General features: G+C 32.9%; 16 protein-coding genes. 6 read left to right on the top strand and 10 right to left on the bottom strand.

Going from position 1 to position 16,166, the window contains the following annotated elements; genetic code table 11:
• Positions 1 to 16: 16 nt before the first annotated feature.
• From queD to queC, 4 genes are read left to right on the top strand one after another with little or no spacing between them, the layout of a single operon-like run.
• Positions 17 to 448: a 6-carboxytetrahydropterin synthase QueD gene (queD, locus tag HYG85_RS17620; protein ID WP_212690762.1), complete on the top strand. Its 432-nt coding sequence runs from the start codon at positions 17 to 19 to the stop codon at positions 446 to 448.
• A gap of 3 nt (positions 449 to 451) precedes the next feature.
• Positions 452 to 1,120: a putative 7-carboxy-7-deazaguanine synthase QueE gene (gene queE / locus HYG85_RS17615; protein ID WP_212690761.1), complete on the top strand. Its 669-nt coding sequence runs from the start codon at positions 452 to 454 to the stop codon at positions 1,118 to 1,120.
• Between the two features lie 5 nt (positions 1,121 to 1,125).
• On the top strand, positions 1,126 to 1,713 hold the full coding sequence (folE, locus tag HYG85_RS17610; protein WP_212690760.1) for a GTP cyclohydrolase I FolE: 588 nt from the start codon (positions 1,126 to 1,128) through the stop codon (positions 1,711 to 1,713).
• Positions 1,714 to 1,734: 21 nt separating this feature from the next.
• On the top strand, positions 1,735 to 2,391 hold the full coding sequence (gene queC / locus HYG85_RS17605) for a 7-cyano-7-deazaguanine synthase QueC (protein WP_330619122.1): 657 nt from the start codon (positions 1,735 to 1,737) through the stop codon (positions 2,389 to 2,391).
• 101 nt (positions 2,392 to 2,492) lie between these two features.
• Here the strand turns inward: queC and HYG85_RS17600 are convergent, their stop codons facing one another.
• From HYG85_RS17600 to HYG85_RS17580, 5 genes are all read right to left on the bottom strand, one after another.
• Positions 2,493 to 3,230: a tryptophan-rich sensory protein gene (locus HYG85_RS17600; RefSeq protein WP_113674339.1), complete on the bottom strand. Its 738-nt coding sequence runs from the start codon at positions 3,228 to 3,230 to the stop codon at positions 2,493 to 2,495.
• 88 nt (positions 3,231 to 3,318) lie between these two features.
• Entirely contained in the window at positions 3,319 to 3,975 is a 657-nt protein-coding gene (locus HYG85_RS17595; RefSeq protein WP_212690758.1) for a TraX family protein, read from the bottom strand.
• Positions 3,976 to 4,077: 102 nt separating this feature from the next.
• The gene (locus HYG85_RS24695) at positions 4,078 to 4,206 is read right to left on the bottom strand and encodes a TraX family protein (RefSeq protein ID WP_212690757.1); all 129 of its coding nucleotides are present in this window, start codon (positions 4,204 to 4,206) and stop codon (positions 4,078 to 4,080) included.
• A 1-nt stretch (position 4,207) separates the two neighbouring features.
• Positions 4,208 to 5,296, bottom strand: coding sequence for a uroporphyrinogen decarboxylase/cobalamine-independent methonine synthase family protein (locus tag HYG85_RS17585; RefSeq protein WP_212690756.1), 1,089 nt, complete (start codon positions 5,294 to 5,296; stop codon positions 4,208 to 4,210).
• A gap of 240 nt (positions 5,297 to 5,536) precedes the next feature.
• Positions 5,537 to 8,419, bottom strand: coding sequence for an endo-beta-N-acetylglucosaminidase (locus HYG85_RS17580; protein WP_212690755.1), 2,883 nt, complete (start codon positions 8,417 to 8,419; stop codon positions 5,537 to 5,539).
• Positions 8,420 to 8,952: 533 nt separating this feature from the next.
• Here HYG85_RS17580 and pepT point away from each other — a divergent pair.
• The gene (pepT, locus tag HYG85_RS17575; protein ID WP_212690754.1) at positions 8,953 to 10,176 is read left to right on the top strand and encodes a peptidase T; all 1,224 of its coding nucleotides are present in this window, start codon (positions 8,953 to 8,955) and stop codon (positions 10,174 to 10,176) included.
• A gap of 148 nt (positions 10,177 to 10,324) precedes the next feature.
• Positions 10,325 to 10,981: a transglycosylase domain-containing protein gene (locus HYG85_RS17570; protein WP_113674333.1), complete on the top strand. Its 657-nt coding sequence runs from the start codon at positions 10,325 to 10,327 to the stop codon at positions 10,979 to 10,981.
• A 227-nt stretch (positions 10,982 to 11,208) separates the two neighbouring features.
• On the opposite strand, the gene HYG85_RS17565 is transcribed toward HYG85_RS17570, so the two are convergent.
• The 5 genes from HYG85_RS17565 to HYG85_RS17545 are packed head-to-tail and all read right to left on the bottom strand — an operon-like array spanning position 11,209 to position 16,099.
• A complete protein-coding gene (locus tag HYG85_RS17565; protein WP_113674330.1) occupies positions 11,209 to 11,703 on the bottom strand; it encodes a GNAT family N-acetyltransferase in 495 nt (164 codons plus the stop codon).
• 51 nt (positions 11,704 to 11,754) lie between these two features.
• Positions 11,755 to 13,299, bottom strand: coding sequence for a beta-N-acetylhexosaminidase (gene nagZ, locus HYG85_RS17560; RefSeq protein ID WP_212690753.1), 1,545 nt, complete (start codon positions 13,297 to 13,299; stop codon positions 11,755 to 11,757).
• 42 nt (positions 13,300 to 13,341) lie between these two features.
• Entirely contained in the window at positions 13,342 to 14,247 is a 906-nt protein-coding gene (gene murQ / locus HYG85_RS17555; RefSeq protein WP_212690752.1) for an N-acetylmuramic acid 6-phosphate etherase, read from the bottom strand.
• Between the two features lie 15 nt (positions 14,248 to 14,262).
• A complete protein-coding gene (locus HYG85_RS17550; RefSeq protein WP_113674327.1) occupies positions 14,263 to 15,132 on the bottom strand; it encodes a carbohydrate ABC transporter permease in 870 nt (289 codons plus the stop codon).
• Between the two features lie 10 nt (positions 15,133 to 15,142).
• A complete protein-coding gene (locus tag HYG85_RS17545) occupies positions 15,143 to 16,099 on the bottom strand; it encodes an ABC transporter permease (RefSeq protein WP_113674326.1) in 957 nt (318 codons plus the stop codon).
• Positions 16,100 to 16,166 lie beyond the last annotated feature (67 nt).

The following is a 16,166-nucleotide window of genomic DNA, read 5'->3' as shown; positions in this document are numbered from 1 at the left end:
TATGGAGGAATAGAATATGTATATTTTAAAGACTGAACATAGCTTTGACAGTGCTCACTTTCTTGCTAATTATGAGGGAAAGTGCAGTAATATTCATGGACATAGATGGAAAGTAGAAATGGAGATACAATCAGAAACATTGAACGAAGGCGGACAGCTTGATGGCATGGTAATAGATTTTGGTGATTTCAAGAAGGATGTAAAAGAAATGGTAGATTCTTTCGACCATGCTCTTATTATACAAAAAGGAACTATGAGAGAAAAAACTCTCGAGTGTTTGTTGGAAGATGAATTCAAGATTATACAAGTTAATTTTAGACCTACAGCAGAGAATTTTTCAGAACATTTCTTTTATGAGATGGAAAAAAAGGGGTATAACGTAAAAAGAGCTGTAGTATATGAAACTCCAACTAATAGTGCTGTATATGAAAAAAGTGAGGCGAGATAGATATTGGAATACAAAGTAGTTGAAAGGTTTGTCAGCATAAACGGAGAAGGACGTTTGGCTGGGCAATTAGCAGTTTTTATAAGGTTTGCGGGATGTAATCTAAATTGTAGTTATTGTGATACCCAGTGGGCAAACAAAGACCATGTGACATATGAATCAATGAATGCAGAGAGTATATATGAATACATAAAATCAACAGGTGTCAGAAATGTGACACTGACAGGAGGAGAGCCATTACTTAGGGATGGTATTTCAGATTTGTTAAAGCTTCTATCAGAAGACCATGAACTTTTAGTTGAAATAGAAACAAATGGAAGTGTGGATTTGAAAAAGTATTCTGCCATAAGTGGAAATACAATCAGTTTTACAATGGATTATAAGTTACCCTCAAGTAATATGGAATCTGAGATGAACCTAGATAACTTCAGTTATCTAACTAAGAATGATACTGTTAAGTTTGTGTCAGGAAGTATGGAAGACTTGGAAAAAGCCAAATTCATAATCTATAAATACGATTTGATCAATAAAACAAACGTATACATAAGCCCAGTGTTTGGTCAAATAGATATGAAAGATATAGTGCAATTTATGATGGATAATCATATGAACGGTGTTACTCTTCAGGTTCAATTACACAAGGTTATATGGGAACCAGAGAAAAGAGGTGTCTAATTAGTATGAAGATAGATAAAGCAGAAATAGAAAAACATATAAAAGGTATTTTAATAGCATTAGGGGAAAATCCAGACCGTCAAGGTCTTAAGGAAACACCTACCCGTGTAGCCAATATGTATGAAGAAGTATTTCAAGGGATATGTTATACCAATGATGATATTGCAGATATGTTCAATAAGACCTTTGAAGATGATTTATATGTAGAAGAAGAAAATAAAGACATAGTGCTTATGAAGGATATTGATTTATTCAGCCATTGTGAGCATCACTTGGCATTGATGTATAACATGAAAGTAGCTGTAGCATATATACCCAATAAGAAAATCATAGGACTTAGTAAAATTGCAAGAATAGCTGATATGGTAGGCAGAAGATTACAACTTCAAGAAAGAATAGGTACGGATATTGCAGAGATAATGCAGAACATAACAAAATCTGAAGATGTAGCGGTTATTATTGAAGGTGAACATGGATGTATGACTACAAGAGGGATTAAAAAGACTGATGCCAAAACAGTAACAACAACTTTTAGAGGAAAATTCAAGACTGATATCCTTTTGAACAATAGATTAATGATGATGTATAAATAAAATTGAATGGAGTGTAAAATCATGAACAAAGAAAAAGCAGTAGTAGTATTTAGCGGTGGACAAGACAGTACAACTTGTTTATTCTGGGCAAAAAAGAAATTCAAAGAAATTATAGCTGTATCTTTTGATTATAATCAAAAACATATATTAGAATTAGAGTGTGCAAAAGACATATGCAAGAAATATGAGATAGAACATCATACTCTGGATCTTGGACTATTGAATCAGCTGGCTCCTAATTCATTGACTAGAACAGATATAGAAGTAGATAAAGAATCACCAGATGAAGGAGTTCCTAATTCATTTGTAGACGGCAGAAACATGTTGTTCTTAACCTTTGTAGCTGTATTTGCCAAGCAAAGAGGAATAAGCTACATTGTTACAGGAGTATCAGAAAGTGATTTCAGCGGCTATCCAGATTGTAGAGATGTATTCATAAAATCAATAAATGTAACTTTGAATCTAGCTATGGATTACCAATTTGAAATCTATACACCACTAATGTGGATCAATAAGGCACAAACATGGAAAATGGCATATGATCTAGGTGTACTTGATGTGGTAAAAGAAGAAACCCTAACCTGTTATAATGGAATAAAAGGTAATGGATGTGGGGATTGTCCTGCTTGTAAATTACGAAAAAATGGATATCTGGAATTCAAGAAGCTATATAAATAAAGGCATACATATGCGTAATTGTAAAATTCATATGCTTGAATAAGCTCTATTAATATGATTCAAGCATATGATTATCTTATTTATTACCTTGGGGGCTTTTCTTATTTTTTCCTTGCACTGCATATTATCTGAATGATTATCACTATTACAGCAGCAATGACAGTAATGCTGATAGGAGTGTTACTTCCCCAATGTCTGACTAGTATTCCAATTAATGCCCAAGCTGTAGTCAATAAATATACCAAGTCATCATTTTTGATTGAAACATATAATGAAAGAATCAATGCAAAAACCAGTACAATTATTGTCCATACAGTTTCTGATAACCCTAAACCGTTCCAGCCAGTAGCTTTAAGGACAACTGAAACGTTAGCTATTGTGGCTATGGAGATCCAAGCTAGGTAGATACTGAAAGGTATTCTGACAAACTTGTTATCACCGTTCTTCACACAGTTCTTATTTACTCTATTATAGATTTTGATTAGTGTAAATAGAAGTAATATCATTATAATCAGCGATAACCATAACTTCTCATAATGCCATGCAAATAACCATAACGCATTCAATATGCTTGAGATAAAGAAAGTGATACCTATTGAATCAATACAGACATTTTGTTTTTGTTTTGGCAATAATCCATAGATGACAAATCCTAGTAATAATATGTAGATGAGCCCCCATATCATAAATGTATAAGGTGCTGGCGTGAATAAGGAATTGATGTTACTGGATATTTCTCCTGTTGTTTTACCGTTAAGAGGTAATGCCACAGCAAGAATATTAACCACTACCATGATTACATATCCAATAGCATTAAGTATTCTATTCCTCTTTTCCATATATCCTCGTCCTTCATTTATTATTTATTACTATATATGTCTTATATTCAATTTTAATGCAACAAATCTTTTTTTATTTTTTAAGCTATTACAATATATATCTCAATAAACCAAGAATCAATAGATGTCCTGGATAAAATACATAGAATAAATACTTGATGTTAAATCCTTTTTTACCATTATAAAAATATATGGGTATCAAAGCTATGGGTGAGTATACCTGCAAATTGATACTATCATATTCAAGGTACAGAATACCTAAGAATACTAATGTTAATAGAATATAGCTTAATGCCTGCTTATAGAAATCCCCCTTAAAAGCATAGAATGCAAATATAACCATTACCCCTAACATTCCATAATCTGTATCAAGCAAATGAGCTATTATTCCTATCAACAATACTGGTAAGAATCCAAAGTTTTTATAGTGGTCATATACAAATACCGCAAGTAATCCAAAGAAAAGTGTAAAAAACACATTCAATCCACTGCCAAAATCAATTATGTTTCCATTAAATGCTAAGTTATAAGGTATTTCAGATATCAAAGCAAATGCAAACAATCTGATTAAGTATTTCTTAACGTTATGGGTATGAAGATATCCTTCAGCTATCAAAAAGGCAAAGATAGGAAATGCTATTCTTCCTATTATCCTTAAATAGATATATTGTGGAAAAAATACTGCTCCCAAGTGGTCTATCAACATTGTCAAACAAGCAATTATCTTAAGGTTGGTTGAATTCATCGTTTTCTTATCTCCTTCATATATTATAATAATCTTTATTACTATTATAATATATGTTGTCCAGATTTATTGCAATTACTTATATAATTATTTTACTAATTTTTAAAAGCTATATAATACATATTTCAATAAACCAAGAATCAATAGATGACCTGGATAAAATATATAGAATAAATATTTGATGTTAAATCCTTTTTTACCATTATAGAAATAAATTCTAAAATAACTCATTTCATTTTCTTAAGATACTGACTGCTTCTTCATAAGTATCTACACTAGTTTTTAGAGTTATACCAGTATCAAATGAATTTTTATAATTCTTATACTCTTCTTTTGTGAGATGATAATTGATTATAGGTATATTTTTCTCCATGAAAGGTTTCTTCAATAGCTTAAGATATTCTTCACCAAATTGTACATTATCCATATAACCGAAGTTCATGGCTTCGTTACCTTTTGTATAAGCCATATCAACTACAATCTGGTCTGCTCTACCACAAAAATGAATACTGCCGGAACCAAATTCTTCTAAGATTCTTTCGTCATATGGCTGTATGAATTCTTGATACATACCTTTTGACACATTGACCGCTGAATCATTTCTCAGCACTATCTTTCCTCTATACAAAGTACCCCAATGATAACTGTAGTCATTACCTCTTTCATCGTTAAGATACGGCTTTATCTTCTTCATATATTCAATGTAGGTCTCAGTAACTAATGATAACAATTCATGAACCAAGTCAGGTGAATCATACATTGCCATATAGATATCAGCTCCCCACATCAGGTGAGCAACGTCAAAAGGTCCTTGTAAATCAGGATGGTATAACTTGATAGATTCATTACACTTCTCATAATGTGATAATTGCTCTCTATAATATTCATAAGTCTCTATTATTCTTTTTCCAAAACCCGTGTCCAAATCAGGCACACCTTTACTAATAATATTTTTTATTTCATTTAATTCTACATGGTCTACCCATGGAAGATTAGTAGATTGTACCACCCTTGACTTGAGTCCGAATAAACTTGGTAAAGTACCTACCCCATAGTTACTCCTAGCAACAAGTAGAGAATAATCCTTGACACATACAGTATTTATACATGATACCAATTCATTATAAAACATACTCTCCATATCATTGAATGCTTCCACATAAGGTAAAGCCTGAAACTCTGTTTGTGGAAAAGTAACGCTAAGTGGTATAAAATCAACTTTCTTATAGGATAGTGCATCTTCAATTGTTTTTTCCACCATATCCAAATGGTCCATATCAATTTTATCTTCTAAATATTGTAACACTCTCTGACAATTCATCTAATCACCTTTTCCCTCTAAAGATTAATATAGATATAATATATCACGCAGTTTTTTTAAGTACTTAGCTTATATTTGAAAAAACATTGCATATATTGTTTTATTTGCTATATTTGTTATATTAGATAAAATATATGGGTAATAGGTATAATAACAAAGCATTTACTCGTTGAAATTACAACAAGTAAATGCTTTAATATAAAATTTAGTATGATTTAATTTTACAATTATATATTAAGATTAGTTACCAAATGGAACTAAAACAGCTTCAGAGAAGTTACCAGCATAATCTTCTAAGATTATTTCAATCTCTCCTGAACTACCTTGAACTCTTAAATTGGTTAAATCGTCTACACCTCTTATAGCATATTGTGCCCCGTTTTTAAATGTAATAGTTCTACCATTTTGTTTGGCATATAAGTGCCACCAATCTTTTGATGTTGGTCCTGTGAGTTCCACTCTGCCATAATTATATATAGCTTTTCCTTCATAGACATCAGAGTATGTATCTATTAACTGTCCTGAATAATCTGTATAACTTATAATATTTCCATTATCATCTAGTGCTGATAACCTTAAAGTATATCTGGTACCATCTGTTACAGGCACAGTTATTGTTCCTTGACTTGTATTTTCATTAAATGTTTCGTTATAACTACTGTCATTATTACTATAATTCAAAGTAACCTCTGCTTTGACCATATTACTTGAGTTAGGATTATTCCAAGAAACATCAAGATAACCGTCATTTTCAACTACTTCTATATTACTTATAGCTTGAGAAAAATCTCTTTCTATAACTGCCCCAGGACTTTCAACACCATCTGCACCTACAGCTGTCAATTTAATTGTTACTATTCCAGTAGGATTATATAATGATTTTATGTAATATTTATCATCATAGGTACCTCCTAAGTATACTTCTTTTCCATCGCTGTATTTTGCATATACATTATATTTTTGCACCTTACTATAATCATCCATATCCCAAGAAATATACATTTCAGATGAATCAAAAGCACTATCAATCTTTAATCCTGTAGGAGCATCAAGTTTTTCGCAAGTTGAATCTGTAATTTTGATCTCTCCAATATTCATTTGATATCCTTGAACTTGTCCATTAGCAGGTTCAAATGATAAGCCAAAGGCTGCTATTTGTCTTCCTTTGTAATTCTGTAGATTCAATGTTTTAGTCTTCCATTTATTAGTTTGAGTTCCCGATGAAGGAATTTCAATATATTCTACTGTTTCTGGCGCATCTTTAAAGATAAGTCCTAAGCTCATTTTTGATCCGTCAGTTGCAGAAGGCTTACTAAATGTAATATATGCTTTTGAATCTTTTGATACATCAAGGTCTGTTTTGTATAAACGCAAGAAATTATTTGATTCCAAATCACCTTTTACAACAAGAGAACTTCCTCCGTTATATCCACCTATTTGGTCTAATTCAAAAGCTGGGTTGTATTTGTTACCATAGTCAAAATCAACTCTTAATGTTTCTCCATTTTCATGACTTGAACTAATCCACCACTGCCATGTTGGTAAGATATCTTGAATATTGATATTAGCCCATTCATTATCATTAGAGACTTCACCATTAACAAAATATTGTAATCCATGTCCAGTATTGAAGTTAGTATAGAAATTACCACCATTAATTACAGATCGCTCTGATATAAATGCTGCTAACCCTGGCCATGATTGATAATTTTTACCTTCTAGGTCATTTCCAGCATTAGGTTTTGCTCTATCAGGATTATTAGCTGTCAAGTATGGATTGGTTGTTGCATCTAGTATATTTCTTAATAATTCTTCTCGTTCTTCCTGTGTATAATCTGTTGTTGGATGACTTGCATAACCACTATTATTACTATAATAAGGCTGGTTCATTGAGCCTGACCACCAAGTTCTCTCTCTAGCAAATATGTATTTTTGATACTCTGAATCACTTCGCCTGTTTTCATTGTATGAATTATTTCCTGTATGTCCAAAAGCTTGCTCATCAAGTCCACTCCATACCATTTCTGTACCTAAGTGAGCTATAGCTGTTCTTGGAACAAGATTATCATCTAGAGTATTATATATTGAACCTCTTCTACCTGAAAAACCTGTTTGTCCTGCTTCCAATGTATTGAAAACAGTTTCTCTTGGGTCAAGACCTAGAGATTCCATTATTGACACTGAACCATTAACCATTGATTTACTTGGATCGGGATTCATATATAATGAACTAGCCGCTTGGTCTCTGTCAGGATGTTTAACCCAGTTACTGAATTCTGTTGCATCTTTGTTATAATAATTAATACTACCCCATGATCTTTCATTAAATTGTCCATATAAATTAGAAGCATATACTTGAACATATATACCTTGGGAAGTCATAGCAGCTATAAATTCCTCATATAAAGGCATATAAGAAGAAGGTAATCTCTCTTCAGCATTAACAAAATACCCATCAAACCCATAATACTTACAAATCTCAACTAACTTGTCAGCTAAAGGAAATCTTCCATTTTCATCTTTATAAACAAAATCTTCTGTATGCTCAGCTCTTGGGAAGAATATACATCCTAACGTCATAACACCGTTTTTATGAGCTGCATTAGTGTATGCAGGATTAGGAAGATTCAATACACCAAATTCATATTTACGCTCCCACCAAGGTGCATCGGGAACGAATAAGCTGTCAGGTGCTGGTTCTGTTACCATTCCATGCCACGCCGCATGATAATCCAAGTACTGCCAGAAATTCAATACATTCTGAGCAAACTTATCATTATACTGGTAAGAGTTAAAGAAATCATTACCATAATCACCTGCTAGAGTCAAACTCTTAACATTTTGATCTAGCATTGGATTAGCTTGAGTAGCTTGGAAAGATACATTACGTTGTCTAAGTGGTACTTTTGCACGCATAAAATCATAATATTCATCTTGTTCAGGTGTCCAATCCAAGATATCCTGTTTACAATATCCATGTATAGAAGGTTGATTATCACCTTTGTACCCTTGTTCCCCCTCTCTAGGCGGCATTGTATCACCACCTGCAAATACATCTGTTAACATAGTCACTGTCAACATTGATACCATCAGTAAAACTGACAAAATCTTTTGTTTCTTCATACCCATTCTCCTTTGTTTAATATATTTTTAAATTTTCATGTTATAGAAAACTTAAATTTGATAAGAAAACCCTTTAACATATTAATCAAATTTTAACAATGTATTTTAATATATTATAACAAAATATAAGTTATTATGTCAAAAGTTTTATATATTAAATTATTGCATATTTTATGAAATATTACATTAAATGTACTCTCAAAGGCTTATATTCCCTATATTTGCGCACAAAAAATGTTAATTAATATTTCACAAAAAAATTTTATCAACTCTATTTTGGTGACTAATTGTTAAAACATATTTTTAACTTTATTTAACATTTGATAAAACCCAGGAAATTTACGTTTATATTAGAACCAATATACTAGTACAAATCGCAAATTTTGTACTTGATAAATACTGTAAAGTGACGTAAACTTATACTTATCGGTAGGAAACTTATTAATTCAAAAAAATATATTGGACTTATTAAATGCTGGTGCCTAAGTTCAATATATAATAAGTTTTATTATGTAATCGGAAGGAGAACCAACATGAACGTATGTGAAAAATTTTTAAATTATGTAAAGGTAGAAACTACTTCAAACGAAGAATCTGAGACTTGCCCAAGTACTGCTGTCCAACTTGATCTTGCTAAAATACTAGTTGAAGAATTAAACATTCTAGGACTTGAAGATATATCACTTGATGACAATGGTTACATCATGGCTACACTAAAAGCAAACACTGACAAAGATATTCCATCCATCGGATTCATTTCCCATATGGATACATCACCAGATATTAGCGGTAAAGATGTTAAACCACGTATTATCGAGAACTATGATGGTGAAGATATAGTGCTTAACGAAACTCTTAAAGTAGTTTTATCAACAAAAGAGTATCCATCTCTTCTTAATTATAAAGGAAAAGATCTAATCGTTACAGATGGTACAACTCTTCTAGGTGCTGATGATAAAGCAGGTGTTGCAGAAATAATGTCAGCAATGGAATACCTAATAAATCATCCAGAAATTAAACATGGTACTATAAAAGTAGCATTCACTCCTGATGAAGAAATAGGAAGAGGTACTGATAAATTTGATGCAGAAAAATTCGGTACTGATTTTGCTTATACTGTTGATGGTGGAGAAATAGGAGAGCTTGAATACGAGAACTTCAATGCAGCTAATGCTTGGTTAACAATCAACGGTAACAATATTCACCCAGGTTCAGCTAAAAACAAAATGCTTAGCGCTATGGAAATAGCCTTTGAATTTGATGGAATGTTACCTCCTAATGAAAGACCACAATTTACTGAGGGTTATGAAGGATTCTATCATCTTGTAAGAATGGGTGGTAATGTTGAACAAGTTAAAATGGTATACATCCTAAGAGATCATGACAAAGAGTTATATTATAATAAAAAAGATTACTTCACTAATGTAGTCAACTATCTTAACCTAAAATACGGAGACAACACTGTTGAATGCGATTTGAGAGATATGTATTTCAACATGAAAGAAAAAGTAGAACCAGTAATGCACATTGTGGAAACAGCTACAGAAGCTATGAAAGCTGTTGGTGTTGAACCAATCATCGTGCCTATCCGTGGCGGTACTGACGGTTCAAGATTATCATATATGGGAATTCCTTGCCCTAACCTATTTACAGGCGGACATAATTTCCATGGTAAATACGAATACATTTGTATACAATCAATGCATAAAGCAGTAGAAACCATAGTAAAAATCATAGAATTATACGCACAAAAATAATTAATTAGCCTAGCTTAATACTCATCCTTACAAAAATGTAAGTTACCTCTTTATTTTGTAATCTATTTGAATGGAATAATTAGTCCAAGTAGAATACAATGTTAGTATAAGCTGATAAAGAGCTAATTACTAACGGGAGGTAACTGATATGAAGAATTTCTTAAAAAAATCATTAGCGATATTTGGGATATTATTCCTGATGGTATTAACATATAGTCAATTCTATAATCCAAGCAACGAGAATTATACTTTGGATCATAGTTTGAAAACTCAAATTTCAAGTAGGACATCCAATTATGTGGAACTTGATAAATTACCTAAAAATCTAATCAATGCAACTATTGCAATGGAAGATAAAAGATTCTATCGACATGGTGGTTTTGATATTCTAGCAATAATGAGAGCGGCAATAATGGATATAAAAGAAGGTAGATTCGCACAAGGCGGCAGTACAATAACACAACAGCTTGCCAAGAATCTTTTTCTCAGCAGGCAGAAATCACTGACAAGGAAGTTTCATGAAATCATTATTGCATCGAAACTAGAGCGGATGTTTACAAAAGAAGATATATTGGAAATGTACCTGAATATCATCTACTACGGTGCAGGTGCTCATGGAGTGAATGATGCATCTAATGTATTTTTCTCAAAAAATGTGAGTAATCTTACTCTTGAGGAATGTGCAATGTTGGCTGGTTTACCCCAAGCCCCTAGTAGATATAACCCTGTAGAACATATGGAAACAGCTAAGAAAAGACAAAAAATAGTTATGAGTGTTATGTTGAAGAATGGATATATTAGATAAAGTACTTTTTAAAAAATAGACAACGGTCGTATGTTGAAATCATATATAGTGATAATCACTCTCGTTACATTTGTTGTCCTTAGCTGTTTTAAAGGAATGACAACAAGCTGTAAAAATCGTTCTTATCACTATATATGATTTTCTTTATATTTACCACTCTTGAGCCAGTTAAAAAATATGGCTTTAGCCTTTAAAAGGGACTTACTAGCCCCTTTTGATATAACTGATTATTTGTTTTGTTTTTCGATTCCTGCTAGGAAATGTTCGTAGACACTGTATTCTTTTGAACTATCTATAAGAACTGCATTTACACATTTCTCGTAGAAGTTGGCTGGTCCGATTCCTCCGATTATTGCATATATATAGCCTTCGTCTTTTAGAGCATTAAGAGAGCGTAATAATAATGCTTTTCCTATACCTTTACCACGATATTCCTCTGATACTCTAGTAGGTCCAAAAAAATCAGGTGCTGTAGCGTTATAACAAGCATATCCGATTATTTCACTACCTTTTGCGGCAATAAAACATGATATTGGATTGTTAGAAAAACATACATCGCATTCCCCTGCTGCATTAATACTGGAATGCTCTTTTACCCATTCTACAATACGGTATTTATCAGGAGCCAAGGCTCGAAAGATTTTGATATCCTCCTTCTCAAGACGCTCCAATTCATTATGATAATCTTCAATATGTAATAGATTAACTAACATATCTGCCATAATAAAAACCTCATTTCTGTATTATTGCTTTTACTTAGCATGCATTTTTCATTACATTTTTACTGGTAGAACACCATGTAACTCATAAGTTTCTTCAAATAATTCACCTAATGCTCTTAAGCTGTTAAGTGTATATTCATAAGCAGCAATACCATAAACATTATCAGGAAGACTTCTTAGGTCATAAGGATTCCTTAATGCTGTAACTATGATATTGGTATTATTGACAGCTGCTTTTTTTATTAATTCAAGTTGTCCTTTATATAGGTGACCATTGTAAGTACCTATTATAATAGAACTGTATGATTTTGCTTCTTTTAATATATCATCAATCTCTTCCTCATCAGGATCAGGTGACATGATAACCCCCTGTCCGCCAAATCGTTCTACCATGAAATCAGAAAAACTTAGAGTGTAATCGTTTTTGTTGGATACATTAGTTGCTCTAAAAGGTAGACTTCCAATAAATAGAGGTTTGTCTCCAAGTTCTGGCAGGTTCTTAGTTGGCATTTGTACTGGAGTTATAGTCTCTTTTAACATTTTATAAACATATTCTTTTCCATCGTCTTCATCAAATGTAATTTCTTCCACCTTATCAACAAACTTTTCTTTCCATGAGAATATCTTATCAAGTGATTCGTCCATTTCTTCTATAGAAAGCTCTCCTTGTTGGAAAGCATCAACAAGAGCATCTGATGCTTCTCGTGCAAATCTAGCTGTATGTGAAATACAAATCAAGTCAACACCTGCATTCATAGCCTGCTTGATACCTTCTACAGTACCATAGTTCTTTTGGATTGCTTTCATTTCCATACAATCACTGATAACTAATCCTTTGAATTCTATTTTATCCTTTAACAATCCTCTAATGATTTTCCTGGACATGGTGGCTGGTAGATTATCAGTCTCAATCTTAGGGAATAAAATATGAGCTGTCATAATAGCTGGAATACCTTCTTTTATCATTTGTTTGAAAGGTATCAACTCACACTTTTCAATCTCTTCCAATGACTTATTAATCTGTGGTAATCCAAGATGTGAATCAACGTTGGTATCACCATGTCCTGGGAAGTGTTTAGCTGATGCCATTACTCCACCATCCAACAGACCTTTTGTCATAGCTGATGCATACTCTGCCACTTTCTCAGGATTATCACCATAGCTTCTGACACCTATTACAGGATTATCCATGTTGGAATTAATATCACCTACAGGAGCTAGGTTAAAATTGACACCTAGCTTCATTAATTGTTTTCCTGTAATCTTACCTGCTTGATATGCATAATCCACATTGTTTGTAGCCGCTATTGCCATTGCTCCTGGAATATTGACATTATCATCTTGTAACCTTGTTACCATTCCGCCTTCTTGGTCTATTGCAATGAATCCACCTCTTCCAGTATTCTTTCTGATTAGGCTCTGCAAATCTTCACACATTTTCTTTAACTGAGGACCACTTTCTATGTTATTTTTGAACAGTATAATATTAGAAACTTTGTAATCTTCAATCAATTCAACAATCTCATCATTTATTTTTGTACCTGAAAAGCCAACAACTAGACGTTGTCCAATCTTTTCACGTAGTGTTAAATTCATAATTTCAGTCTCCTTTTTAAATACAGATATATCTAATAATCATTATAGTGCATATGCCTCTATGACACGTGATATATGCCCATCAGCTTCCACTAAAGCTTTTTCTGCTTTTTGCATGCCCATGTTGCACTTAATCATGACAATTGCAGTTTTTGCAGAGTATCCACATCTTTCCAAGACTTCTCTAGCCTGACAATCATCTGCACCAGTAGCACTTTTTACTATGGATACAGTACGTTCAAATAACTTTTCATTACTTGCTTTTACATCTACCATCAAGTTGCCATATACTTTTCCTAGCTTTATCATGACAGATGTACTTAACATGTTTAGTACCATTTTTTGAGCTGTACCACTTTTCAATCTAGTTGATCCTGTTATTACCTCAGCTCCTGGTAATGGAACAATAGCAACATCACTAAGCTCATTCAATTTTGACCCATTGGAACAAGTCAGACTTATGGTCTTAGCACCAATACTGTTAGCATAGTCTACAGCACCTAATACATATGGAGTCCTTCCACTTGCGGCAATACCCACTAATACATCTTTCTCAGTAAAACCTAGAGAACGTAAATCCTCAGCTCCAAGCTGGAAGTTATCTTCTGCTCCTTCTACTGCTTTGATGATAGCTCCCATACCTCCTGCTATTATACCTTGTATGAGTTCAGGTTCAACTCCAAATGTAGGAGGGCATTCTACAGCATCCAAGATACCTAGACGTCCTGAAGTTCCACAACCGCAATAAATCAATCTTCCTCCATCAGCAATCTTCTCATATATGATATCAACTGCTTCTGCAATATCAGGCAATACCTTTTGCACTGCACCAGCAACTTTTTTATCTTCATCATTCATCAACTGTAATACTTCTATAGTTGTTAAAATATCTATGTTTTTTGTGCGTTCATTTTTCTGTTCTGTTTCTATATCACTTAGTTTTACCATTGTCTTTCACCTCTTTTAACCTTTTACAGAGCCCACTGTAAGCCCTTTAACAAAATATTTTTGTAAGAATGGATATAGAATTATTATTGGTAGTGTTGATGTAATAATAACTGCTGATTTAATTGAAATCGCAATGGTTGCCTTATCAGCTGAACCTGCTGCATCACCAAGCATTGAAGTTCCATTAACTATATTTCTCAAAAATAGCATTACTGGAAACTGATCTGTATTCAAATAAATTAATCCATTAAACCAATCATTCCAGAAGAATACTGCTGTATATAATCCAATGGTTGCCAATGCAGGCTTGGAAAGAGGTACAATAATCCTTCTTAGAATACCAAAATATCCTAGACCATCAATTAATGCAGCTTCTTCAATTTCATTAGGTATTGATTTGAAAAAGTTTATAAGTATAATCAAATTGAATTGATTGATTGCAAATGGAAGTAACATTGCAAAACGTGTTCCTGTCAATCTAAGGCTTGATATAAGTAGATAGTTAGGAATTAAACCACCTGAGAAAAACATTGAGAACACAACTAGTTTCATTGCAATTTTCTGTCCCTTTAAATGATGCTTTGATAAAGGATATGCAAATAGTGTTGTCATACATAATGAAATGAATGTTCCTACAGTTGTGTAGAAAATCGTATTTCCATATGCTTTAAAAAAGTTAGGATAAGAAAAAATCTGTTTATATGCTTCAAAATTCATTCCAACTGGAATAAATGATACTTCATTATTAATAATAGCTTTTGGTGCTGAAAGAGATACCGCAAGCATGTATAGGAAAGGTACTAAACATATTAGAAGCACAAAAATCATTACTACGTAGATTATTACATCAAATATGATATTACCTTTTGTACGATACGTTTTCATATAGACCCCCCTAGTAAATTCCATCACCGGTAATTTTCTTACTGATTGAATTTGATGATGATACCAATATTACGCCGATAATCCCGCTGAATAATCCAATAGCAGTCGCATATGAATAATTCTGATTAGCAAGACCTGTTCTATAAACTAATGTGTCAATGATGTCACTTACCTGAGAATTGGAAGGTGTATACATCAATAGTACTTTCTCGAATCCTAGACTCAACATACGTCCAACGTTTAGGATCAATAAAACCATGATTGTTGGCAAAATAGAAGGTATTGTCACATAGATTATCTGTTGTAATCTATTGGCACCGTCAATCTTGGCTGCCTCAAATAAATCTGCACTGATACCTGTTATTGCCGCTAGATAGATAATTGCTGTCCATCCTGTGAACTGCCATGTATCTGTCAATATGTACAACCATCTGAAATATTTTGCTTCATTCATAAAATATATTGGTTTTATACCAAATGTACTTTGTAAAAAGTTGTTGATAAGCCCTGAACTAGGTGAAAGTAATTCTCCTAATATTGCTATAACTACTACAGTAGAAATAAATCTTGGCATATATGAAACTGTCTGTACTGTTTTCTTGAAACGTACATTTCTTACTTCATTCAATAGGATTGCAAATATAATAGGTATAGGGAAGTTAACGATTAAATTCCCAAGAGAAATGGTTAATGTGTTACGGAATGCTCTCCAAAAAGCTGGATCCTGCATGAACATCTTAAAATACTTGAAGCCTACCCACTTGACACCATATGGTCCCATACCTGGTCTGTATCTTCTGAATGCCAATATATTACCGAACATGGGAATATATTTGAATACTATGAAGTAGATCAATGGCAATACCATCATTGCATATAACTGCCAATAACGTCTTAAATGTCTCTTGAAATTACTCTTCTGTAAGGATGCACTATCGTAGGAATTTTGTTTTTTGCGTCTAGCCATCTGCTGACCTCCTTGCTTTATAAAGGCCGCCCTCTAATCAAAATGAGGGAAGCCCTTATATGTTTAA

The sequence above is a fragment of the Vallitalea guaymasensis genome (assembly GCF_018141425.1).
In the GTDB taxonomy this organism is placed as follows: Bacteria; Bacillota; Clostridia; order Lachnospirales; family Vallitaleaceae; genus Vallitalea; species Vallitalea guaymasensis.
Note: the sequence above shows the minus strand (reverse complement) of the source record. Positions and strands in the feature narration are given on the sequence as shown.

Excerpts from the sequence above, each read along its gene's own strand:
- queD (WP_212690762.1), top strand. The coding sequence starts at position 17 with ATGTATATTTTAAAGACTGAACATAGCTTTGACAGTGCTCACTTTCTT.
- folE (WP_212690760.1), top strand. The coding sequence starts at position 1,126 with ATGAAGATAGATAAAGCAGAAATAGAAAAACATATAAAAGGTATTTTA.
- queC (WP_330619122.1), top strand. The coding sequence starts at position 1,735 with ATGAACAAAGAAAAAGCAGTAGTAGTATTTAGCGGTGGACAAGACAGT.
- HYG85_RS17600 (WP_113674339.1), bottom strand. The coding sequence starts at position 3,230 with ATGGAAAAGAGGAATAGAATACTTAATGCTATTGGATATGTAATCATG.
- HYG85_RS17595 (WP_212690758.1), bottom strand. The coding sequence starts at position 3,975 with ATGAATTCAACCAACCTTAAGATAATTGCTTGTTTGACAATGTTGATA.
- HYG85_RS24695 (WP_212690757.1), bottom strand. The coding sequence starts at position 4,206 with ATGAGTTATTTTAGAATTTATTTCTATAATGGTAAAAAAGGATTTAAC.
- HYG85_RS17585 (WP_212690756.1), bottom strand. The coding sequence starts at position 5,296 with ATGAATTGTCAGAGAGTGTTACAATATTTAGAAGATAAAATTGATATG.
- HYG85_RS17580 (WP_212690755.1), bottom strand. The coding sequence starts at position 8,419 with ATGAAGAAACAAAAGATTTTGTCAGTTTTACTGATGGTATCAATGTTG.
- pepT (WP_212690754.1), top strand. The coding sequence starts at position 8,953 with ATGAACGTATGTGAAAAATTTTTAAATTATGTAAAGGTAGAAACTACT.
- HYG85_RS17570 (WP_113674333.1), top strand. The coding sequence starts at position 10,325 with ATGAAGAATTTCTTAAAAAAATCATTAGCGATATTTGGGATATTATTC.
- HYG85_RS17565 (WP_113674330.1), bottom strand. The coding sequence starts at position 11,703 with ATGGCAGATATGTTAGTTAATCTATTACATATTGAAGATTATCATAAT.
- nagZ (WP_212690753.1), bottom strand. The coding sequence starts at position 13,299 with ATGAATTTAACACTACGTGAAAAGATTGGACAACGTCTAGTTGTTGGC.
- murQ (WP_212690752.1), bottom strand. The coding sequence starts at position 14,247 with ATGGTAAAACTAAGTGATATAGAAACAGAACAGAAAAATGAACGCACA.
- HYG85_RS17550 (WP_113674327.1), bottom strand. The coding sequence starts at position 15,132 with ATGAAAACGTATCGTACAAAAGGTAATATCATATTTGATGTAATAATC.
- HYG85_RS17545 (WP_113674326.1), bottom strand. The coding sequence starts at position 16,099 with ATGGCTAGACGCAAAAAACAAAATTCCTACGATAGTGCATCCTTACAG.